The organism is Dapis brunnea BLCC-M229, assembly GCF_050015995.1.
Taxonomy (GTDB): Bacteria; Cyanobacteriota; Cyanobacteriia; order Cyanobacteriales; family Microcoleaceae; genus Trichodesmium.
Window position 1 is genome coordinate 16,135 of sequence record NZ_JBNHEP010000204.1, and the last position, 8,633, is coordinate 24,767.

Below are 8,633 nucleotides of genomic sequence, written 5' to 3' on the forward strand. Positions count from 1 at the left end.
CCCAAAGCTGAAGCTGAGAAAAATCAAGTTGTGAAAGTCAATATTGACTGATTTGTAGCAACATAGAAAGATGCGATGATTCAAAAACTTTAGTACGGCAATTGCCCTCGCATCTTTCCTATCTACCGAACTTATTCAACACAAAATCGACTCTAAAATAGAAACAGAAACAACAAATTAAATCAATACATAAGACATCAATTTAGGAGGTAATAGATATGGCTATTGTTCGTTTTTCTCCCTGGCGTGAAATTGACTCTTTGCAAAAAGAAATGAATCGTTTATTTGATACTTTCGCTCCTACTACGAATGGTGAAGAAAAAGGAATAGCATTTACACCAGCAGCGGAAATGCACGAAAACCATAATGCAATTGAATTAAAACTGGAAATACCAGGTTTAGAGGCGAAAGATTTAGATGTACAGGTTACTGCTTCAGCAGTGGCAATTAAAGGAGAACGTCGTCAAGAAAGTCAGACAGAATTACAAGGAATGACTCGTTCGGAATTTCGTTATGGTGCTTTCCAACGAGTAATTTCTCTACCTGGAAGGGTTCAAAATGACCAAGTCAAAGCTGACTACAAAGATGGTATTTTGCATCTACATTTACCCAAAGCTGAAGCTGAGAAAAATCAAGTTGTGAAAGTCAATATTGACTGATTTGACTAGAAAAATAAAAGCAGTTAACTAAGTGAAAGTAGGGTGTATACACGCCTTACTTTTATATGCAATTATTTATATACAATTAGATTTACAGTTAATCTGATTACAGCGCTTTTGAGATACATAAACTACATCATCACAACCAAAACCTTGTAGGGACGTTCCATGGAACGTCCCTACTGTGGTCTATCCACCAAATGAAAACCTCTCCTTACTTTTATCCTATTCATTTTGATTTCTGAATATTGATTATTGTGGTAACTGATGGAATGGAAAAGATATACTAGAACTAATCATAATTATTTTTTTCAGAAAAAATAAATATCAGTCAATTAGATGAAGCTATTAACATTACATCTTTATCCTCTGATGGCCTTTGTTTCTCTATTGGGAACAGTAGCCATCCCTGCTCATAGTCAACCTATTATCCCAGCAACAGACGGTACAGGAACTACCGTCAACCAAAACGGCAACCAATTTAATATCCAAGGTGGCACTCCTAGCAACGACGGTGCGAACCTATTTCACAGTTTTAGTCAATTTAACGTTGAATCTAGTCAAACCGCCAACTTCCTTACTACCCCAGATATTCGCAACATCCTGGGTAGAGTGACAGGTGGAAATGCTTCTACTATAAATGGCTTAATTCAAGTAGTCGGTGGGAACTCAAATCTCTTCTTAATGAACCCTGCCGGAATAATATTTGGCCCTAATGCTAGGCTCAATGTTCCTGCCTCTTTCAGTGTTACTACTGCCACAGGTATAGGTTTCAACGGCAATAATTTCTGGTTTAAAGCAATGGGTACAAATGACTACTCAAATTTAGTAGGTAATCCCAGTGGCTATCATTTTGATATCTCTAACCCAGGCGCTATAGTTAATCAAGGAAATTTAAGTTTAAATCCAGGAAACAATCTTACTCTCGCTGGCGGCACAGTTGTCAATACAGGTCAACTATCTACCGCAGGTGGAAATATTACCATCGCTGCAGTTAATGGTGGGGATACTTTGCGCATCTCTCAACCAGGCCATGTTTTGAGTTTAGATGTATCACCTTCTTCTACAAATTTATCGGGAGAGTCAATTACACCATTATCATTAGCAAAGTTGTTAACAGGTGGCGAAACAAATGATGCCTCATCTGTGATAGTTGATGCTCAAGGTAATTTGGTCTTGACAGATACAGAAGGAGTAGCAGTTGCCTCTGGAAATATTGATGTATCAACAACTTCCACTTCCACTCCCCCCCTTTCAAAGAGGAGTCAGGGGGGATACAATGGTGGACAAATAAATGTGTTAGGCGATCGCGTAGCAGTTATTGATGCCAATATTCAGGCCAACGGTTTAAATGGTGGAGGAAGAATATTAATTGGTGGCGACTTCCAAGGCAATGGAAATGTTCCCAATTCTCAGCAAACTTTTGTTAACAATAACTCTTTTATTTCGGCGGATGCTATTAACAATGGAAATGGTGGTCAAGTCATAATTTGGTCAGATGATATTACTAATTTTGCTGGAAATATTAGTGCTAAAGGAGGAGAATTTTCTGGTGATGGAGGGTTTGTTGAAATATCTGGCAAACAGCAATTAATTTTTGATGGAAATGTTAATGTAGCGGGGGCATCCTGCCCCTGTTCAAGATTAGGAGAACCAGGAACAATATTATTTGACCCTAAAAATATAATTATAGGAGCCGAAACATCAAATCAAAATGAAGAGGATAATCAAACATTTTCTGCCGAAGAAATAGAAGGATTAGAAGGAGAAATAATTCTGCAAGCTGATAATGATATAACTGTTAATCAACCAATAGAAACTGGTGAATCTATAGAATTAATAGCCGGAAGAAACATTAATATAAATGCTGATATAGATACATCCACTGATAATAGTAATATTACTCTATCTGGTAATGATGATGGAGCCGATATTAATAATCGGGACCCAGGAGCAGGTTCCATTAATCAAATAGAAGGTACAACATTAAATGCAGGTAGTGGGAATATTACAATTCTACTAGGAAGTTTAGGAGAAAATGGCGATATAAATCTGGCTAATTTAACTACTACTGGTCAACTATTAATTAATGCTAATCGCGGAAATATTAGACGAGTTTCTCCAAATTCTTTAGTTACTGCCGACCGAGCAATATTTCAAACTGAAAGTATTGGTGGTATAGGTTTAGCTGAAGCACCCTTGCGTATAGATATAAATAATTTAGAAGTATTCACAGGTGAAAGAGGGCTATTTCTTGAGTCAATAAATAATTTAATTATTGGTGGAGTTAGTGAAGAAGTAGAAGGTCTTTCAACTTTTGATGGTGGCGATATTGAAATAAGTATTAATGGAAATATTACTGTAACCGAACAGATAATTACATCAACTCGTGATAGTCAACCAGGAAAGATTACTATTTCTAGTAGTGGGAATATTGATACTACTCAAACCACCCTTGATGCCAATTCAGCATCAACCAGTGGTGGGGATGTTTTTCTCACTGCTGATGGTGATATTAAAACAGGTGTAATTGATGTTTCCACAGGAGGGAATAATAGAAGTGGGAACGTTACGATAAATAGTGGAGGTGAAGTTGATACAACTGGGGGTGAAATATTTTCTGGTTCTTTGCAAGGGAATGGTGGGAATGTTGCTATTACAAGTAATGGCGATTTAAAAACCAGTAATATTGACTCCCGTTCAGATGGTAGTGGTAGTGGAGGAGATATTACTCTTACAGCAGAAGGAACTATTGATACTAGCACTGGAACTCTGGAATCATTTTCCCTTCTCGGTAGTGGAGGTAATGTTAGTATTATTAGCAAAGGGGATATTACTACAGGTTTAGTTTTTTCTACTGCTGGCGATCCTCAAACAGACAATACTGACAATAATATAGATACTACAGTCAATACTAGCAATAGCGGTGATATTACCATTGAAAGTACAGAAGGCAAAGTAACTCTCACTACAGGAATAGATACTGTTGCCTTAAGTGGCAATGCAGGAAATGTCAATATAAAAGCTTTTGGAGATGTTAAAACGGAAATTATTCGATCATCTACATTTTCTGGTGATGGTGGAGATATTACCATTGAAAGTACAAACGGAAATATTGATAGTAGGGGTTCTGAAGCAGAGACAGGAATCTTTTCTGCTTCTACTGATGGAAATGCTGGAAATGTCACTTTTAAAAGTAATGGGAATTTGATAACAGGTAATATTGACTCCAATTCAGAAAATGGTCGGGGAGGGAATATTAGTTTAGAAAGCACGGGTGGAAATGTTGATACCACTATTGGTCAATTGAGTTCTTTTTCCGATGCTGGAGATGCGGGAAGTGTGAATATAAAAAGTCTTGGTAATATTAATACAGGTAACATTAATTCTATAACAAGAGGTGGTACAGGTGGAGATATTACCATTGAAAGTACAGACGGAAATGTTGATACCACTGGAGGCGAGATATTTTCTTCTTCTTTTGAGAGAAATGCAGGAAATGTCAATATCAAAAGTTTGGCCGATTTGATAACAGGTAATATTGACTCCCGTTCAACTAATGGTCAAGGAGGGAGTATTAACCTGGAAAGTAGAGGTGGAAGTGTTGATACCAGTAGCGGTGAATTGAGTTCTTTTTCCGTAACAGAAAATGCGGGAAATGTCAATATCAAAAGTTTTGGCGATATGATAACAAGTCGTATTGACTCTCGTGCAAGTGGTAATGGTCGAGGTGGGAATATTACTCTAGAAAGTACAGAAGGAAATATTGATAGCAGTAGTGGTGAACTCGCATCTTCTTCCAGTAGTGGAAATGCAGGAACTGTCAGTCTTACCAGTCAGGGCGATATTAAAACTGGAAATATTTCTTCTTTTGCAGGTCGAGACTTTGGTGAAGCAGAAGAGTCTGAAAATTCTGGTAGTGGTGATGGAGGAGATATTACCCTAAAAGCAGGGGGGACTATTGATACTACCGCAGGAACTGAGGGTGAATCTAATCTAGAATCATTTTCTCGTGAAGGTTCAGGTGGCAATATCAGTCTAGAAGCTCAAGGTGATATTACTACTGGCAGAACTCTTTCTACTGCTGGCAACCCAGAAAATGGTAACACCATAGGAGCAACAACACAGACCCAGGGAGATGGTGCTAGTAGTGGTGATATCAGTATTAAAAGTACAGAAGGATCGGTAACTACCACAGCAGAAATAAATAGCTTTGCCACTACTGGTGATGGTGGTAGTGTCACTGTGGAAAGTTTTGGTAATCTTAATATAGGTAATGAGATTAATTCCCGCAGCGATGTCAATGGTGCTGGAGGCGATATTATTCTAGAAAGTAAAACAGGTGCTATTACTATCGAAGCTGAGTTATCTTCCTTTTCTGAATTAGGAGATGCTGGAGGTGTGAATATTACAAGTAGTGGTGATTTGACTACAGGTGGTATTGACTCTCGTTCAAATGGTAGTGGTCAAGGTGGAAGCATTACCCTGGAAAGTACAGGCGGCAATGTTGATACCAGTAGCGGTCAGTTATTCTCTTCTTCTAAAAGAGGTAATGGTGGCGATCTAAATATTACCGCTACAGGTAATATCGAAGTAGGAACAATTTCTTCCTTTTCAGAAGGTAATGGTAACGGTGGCAATATTACTCTAAAAAGTACAGGCGGAAATATTAATACAACCAGTGGTGAATTAGGTTCCTTCAGTGGTGAAGAAATAAATCAAAACCAAGACCCACAAACCTCAGCAGGAGGAAACCAAGGAGGTCAAGGTGGAAATATTACTGTAGAAACTGAAGGTAATATAGATGCAGGAAATATAAAGTCATTCTCTCGTGAAGGTTCAGGGGGCAGTATTACCCTCAAAGCTAAAGGTAATATTACTACCACAAGTCAAATAATTTCCTCAGCAGCAGACCCAGAAGATAGACCCTCTCTTGGACAAAACTCAGAAACTGAGACCATAACTCAGTCTCAGGTTGAGGGACAAACAGGTAGGCAAAGCGGTAATATTCGTATCGAAAGTACAGAGGGTACAGTAACAACTCAAGGAGAAATTATTTCCTATAGTAATCAAGGAAATGCAGGTAATATTGATGTTATTAGTAATGGTGAAGTTAACATTGCTGATGGAGCAAGTATTGATTCCCGTGCTGATAGTAGTGGTAATGGTGGTGCTATTAAAATCGAAAGTCAAACAGGCGCTATAACTATCAATAGTGACCTGTCTTCCTCATCCCAAACAGGTGAAGGCGGTCCAGTAGAGATTAGGGCAAGAGGAAATATCGAAGTAGGAACAATTTTTTCTTTTTCAGAAGGTAATGGTAACGGTGGCAATATTACCCTAAAAAGTACAGGCGGAAATATTAATACAACCAGTGGTGAATTAGGTTCTTTCAGTGGTGAAGAAATAAATGAAAATGGAGTTCCACAAACCGTAGGAGGAGGAAACCAAGGAGGTCAAGGTGGAAATATTACTGTAGAAGCTGAAGGTAATATAGATGTAGCACTGATAGAATCATTCTCTCGTGAAGGCTCGGGGGGCAGTATTAGACTTGAAGCTAAGGGTGATATTACTACCACAAGTGAAATAATTTCTTCTGCAGCAGACCCAGAAGATAGACCCTCTCTTGGACAAAACTCAGAAACTCAGACCATAACTCAGTCTCAAGTTGAGGGACAAACAGGTAGGCAAAGCGGTAATATTGATATCGAAAGTACAGATGGTACAGTAACAACTCAAGGAGAAATTATTTCCTATAGTAATCAAGGACCAGGGGGAAATATAACTATTATCGGTGATGGTGATGTTACTATTCGTACAGAAGCTATTGACTCCCGTACCGATGGCAGAAATAGGAGTAATGGTGGTGAGATTACCATCACAAGTAACAGGGGTAAGATTAATATCGAAGGTAAATTATCTTCTTCATCCCAAACAGGTAAAGGCGGTCCAGTAAACATTACTGCTCCAGAAAATATCACATCAGAAGCAATTTCTTCCTTTTCAGAGGTTAATGGTGATGGTGGTGAAATTAATATTACTAGCACTCAAGGCAATTTAGAAATAGGTGAGATTTCTTCCTCCAGTGGCGAACCTATAGCTCAGAGAGCGCAAAACCAGGGGCAAACAAACAATTCTAACTCTGAAAATACTACTGGTGGGGGTGGAGCTATTACTCTCAAAGCTGATGAAGGTTCTATAAAGGTAGGAGATATAGAGGCATTTTCTCGTCAAGGTGCAGCAGGCAATATCAATATTAATGCCAAAGGTGATATTATCACAGATGCTATTATTTCCTCAGCAGGAGACCCCGAAAATATTCCAGCCCCTGGAAGAAATGAGGAAAATACTACCAGAACTCAGTCTCAAGTAGAAGAACAAAATAATCGCCCAGGTGGTGACATTACTATTCAAAGTACAGAAGGTACAGTGACAACTAACGCCGAAGTCACTTCCTATAGTGATAAAGGAGATGGAGGTGAGATTAGTATTGTCAGTCAAGGCAATATTAACATTATCCCTAACAGCGATCCTGACACGGAGGCTGCTAATATAGACTCCCGCTCTGATGGTACAGGAGGCAGTGGTGGTAATATTCTCATTGAAAGTCAAACAGGTATTATTGATGCTCCAGGTGAGTTTGCTTCTTCTTCCCAAACAGGTAACGGTGGTAATGTGGATATTATTGCCCCTGGTAATATCCAAGTAGAAAATATCTCTTCCTTTTCAGAAGGTAATGGTAATGGGGGAGATGTTACCATTACAGGTAATAGTAGTATCCAAACAGGAACTATAGAATCATTTACCGAAGGTAGTGGTCAAAGTGGTAATATTTCTATTTTTGCTGATGGTGCAATAGATACCAGTGTTGGTCAGCTATTATCTTTTTCCGCAGAAGGGGAAGGCGGAAATGTTACCCTCAGCGCCAAAGAAAATATTACTACAGGTTTTATCGAAACTTTTAGCGGTGGCGGAACAAGAGGTGGTAATATTACTCTGGAAACCACTAATGGAAATATTGATACTACTGTAGGACCGTTAGATGTAAATGAATTAGGCGCAGAAGCAAATATTTCTACTGATGCTGATGTATCTTCAGCAGATGTCGCTACTATCTTTGCAGAAGAACGCGCTAATCTAAGTTCCTCTGCTCCTGAAGGTACTGGCGGTAATATTTTAATTATTCAGCAAGGTGAGGGTGATATTACCACTAGCAATATTAGTTCTTTTGGTGGAGAAGATAGCGGAGCTGTTAATATCATCAACAACGACGGCAATATCAACACGGGTGTTATTTTTTCAACTGCCATCAATGGTACAGGTGGTCAAATTTCTGTTGAAACTATAAATGACGGCGACCTAAATATTAATCATATTGCTACTTATGGTAATGCTGAAACTGCGACAGGTGGTGATATTAGTCTGAATGCTAATGGTATTATCAATATTAATAATGTGGCATCTTTTGGTAATGCAGGTAGTGGAGATGTGAGTATTCAAAGTAGTAGTGGGAGCATTAATACAGGCACAATTCAAACCCGCGCCCCCAATGGCACCAGTGGGAATATTACTTTGAATACTTTTAGCACTCAAGGTGATATTAGAACTGCAAGTGTTACCACCCAAGGCGGAACAGCAGCAGGTCAAGTTGAAATTATTGCTACTGACGGATCTGTGACAACTGAAGATTTAGAATCTAGTTCTGAGTCGGGAAGCGCCGGAGGAATAAATGTGGTGGCAGGGGAAGATATTGAAACTGGAGACCAAACTGTTGATAGTGCGACTGGTGATGCGAGTATCAGTAATGTAGCTGGAAGTAATATTACTACTGGAGACCAAAGCGCTACTACTGGAGAAGGTGATGCAACTGTAAATAATATTGCTGGTGGGGATGTCAATACTGGAGATATTACTGCTGTTACTGGAGAAGGTGATGCAACTGTAAATAATATTGCTGGTGGGGATGTCAATACT

Annotated in this window: 2 protein-coding genes; both read left to right on the plus strand. The window is 38.9% G+C overall.

Translation table 11 applies throughout. The features are described 5' to 3' along the window. Nucleotides 1–218: 218 nt before the first annotated feature. Nucleotides 219–659 carry an Hsp20/alpha crystallin family protein gene (locus ACP6PM_RS22800; RefSeq protein WP_426588667.1) on the plus strand — a complete coding sequence of 147 codons (441 nt, stop codon included), beginning with the start codon at nt 219–221 and terminating at the stop codon, nt 657–659. 339 nt (nt 660–998) lie between these two features. Continuing rightward, nucleotides 999–8,633 (plus strand): two-partner secretion domain-containing protein (locus ACP6PM_RS22805; protein WP_426588669.1); only part of this gene is annotated, 7,635 nt, incomplete at its 3' end.

Bases quoted from the DNA above. Each gene is read 5' to 3' on its own strand.
- ACP6PM_RS22800 (WP_426588667.1), top strand. From the start codon at position 219: ATGGCTATTGTTCGTTTTTCTCCCTGGCGTGAAATTGACTCTTTGCAA.